This window comes from Mesorhizobium sp. P3_A9, assembly GCF_056402975.1.
The window spans coordinates 1-1,730 of the sequence record NZ_JBFUGJ010000634.1 but is presented as its reverse complement, the minus strand read 5'-3'; the positions used below and the strand labels follow the sequence as shown (position 1 = coordinate 1,730).

The window sequence follows — 1,730 nt, the reverse complement described above, 5'->3', positions numbered from 1 at the left end:
CCCTTCAGATACTGGATCGAGCGGTCSGAMGGCTTGATGACGATRTTCTGGCTGTCCAGCGCCTTGAGCGCCGAMGGCTGGGCGATCAGGATTTGCTTGCGGCTGTGGCCATGGGCGTCAACCGACGGCGCCGAAAGCTCGAATGTGTCCAGCGGCGCAGGCTTGCCGCCCAGTACCGCACAGCCGGCAAGCGATAGCGCAAGCAGCACCGCAGCCGGTGTCAATCCACCCGTTCTCACCCACACCGACTTCACGCGCGATCCCCGTTGTCCCCGGATCGTAAGATCAACCCGCATCCGCAACTCATGTTCTTGGGGCGCGCCGACGCCGAAGTCAACGCCGCGCCCTGCCATCGAATTGCCGAACCTCGCCGTCGCCACCCGAAAGAATGCGTTGCGGATTGCGGCTGAGATCCGTGACCGCCTCCTCGATGCGGCTGATCGAGCGGCGGCTGTCCTGGACCAGCGCCTCGACGTTCGACAGGCCCTGGCCCGAGAAGCGCGCCAGATTGTCGGTGATGACGCCAAGCCGCGCATTCAGCGTATCGGCGACCTGCTTGAACGACTTCAGCGTATCCCTGGCGTCGGCCATCACGCCATCGGCCTGTCCCGACCCGAGCAAGGTATCCACCTTGGCGAGGATGCCGTCGACACGCACCGAGGCGTCGTTGAGCCGCTGCGCCAGTTGCTTGGCGTCCTTGATCGTCTGGTCGATATCGTCGGCGCGGTTGGCGAACTTGCTGGTCACGACGGCGATATCGGCGGCGGCCTTGTCGGCGCTTTCACTCGCCTTCTGGATGTTGGCCAGAGCAGTGCGCACCTGCGCCGGGTCGATGCCGTCGAGCACGCCATCGACCTTGGCCAGCGTGCCTTGCGTCTGCTTGGCGAAATCATTGACGGATCCGACCGCCGTATCGACATTCTTGATCACGCCGTCGAGCTGCTGCGATGTTTCCTTGAGATTCGCGGTCACCGTGTCGACATTGGCAACGATGCTCTTGATCTTGTCCTTGTCGACGGCATTGAGAATCCCTTCGGCGGCCTTCAGCGTGCCGTCCAGCTTGCCGGAAACGCCTTTCAGCTCATCGGACAGCGCACTGACCGCAGACAGGAACTTGTCGATGCCGTCGGCATTCTTGGCCAGCGCATCGGAGAATGTCTGCGCGTTCTGGACGGTCTGCGTCAGCGGCCCGCGAACATCCTTGGTGAAGCCTTCGAGCTCCGAAAGCACCTTGTCGGCACGGGTGAAGATGTTCTGCGCCGTCTGCAGCAGGTTGGTCACGGCTGAGGGGTTGGCAACGATCTCGGCAACCTTGCCTTCCTTCTCGGCCTGGTCGAGAAGCTTGACTTCCTTGGGGTCGGCACCCTTGAGTTCGATGTTGGCCTGGCCGGTGAGGTTGGCAAGGCCGAGATCGGCCTGCGTCGACTTGGTGATCGGTGTCAGCCGGTCGACTTCGGTGTCGGCGATGGCTACCGTCGGATTATCGAGGTCGAGATATACGCGTTTGACCACACCGACCTTGACGCCGTTGAACAGCACCAGACTGCCTGGGCCGAGGCCGGAAGCCGAACCCGGAATGCGCACGCGCAGCAGCGTGGTCTCGCCCCTGTCGCCGATCGCGGCGGTCCAATAGACGAAAGCGAACGCCGCCAGGATCGCAACCAGCGTAAAAATGCCGACAATGACGTAGTTGGCTCTGGTTTCCATGCCTTCACTTATGGCTATGCACG

The 1,730-nt window shown here is 62.5% G+C and carries 1 protein-coding gene and 1 pseudogene; both read right to left on the bottom strand.

What is annotated here, in order from left to right:
- Positions 1-296, bottom strand: a pseudogene (locus AC1DX0_RS35480) (ABC-type transport auxiliary lipoprotein family protein); the annotation flags it as partial.
- Between the two features lie 37 nt (positions 297-333).
- On the bottom strand, positions 334-1,707 hold the full coding sequence (locus AC1DX0_RS35475) for an MlaD family protein (RefSeq protein WP_477220350.1): 1,374 nt from the start codon (positions 1,705-1,707) through the stop codon (positions 334-336).
- Positions 1,708-1,730: the final 23 nt, after the last annotated feature.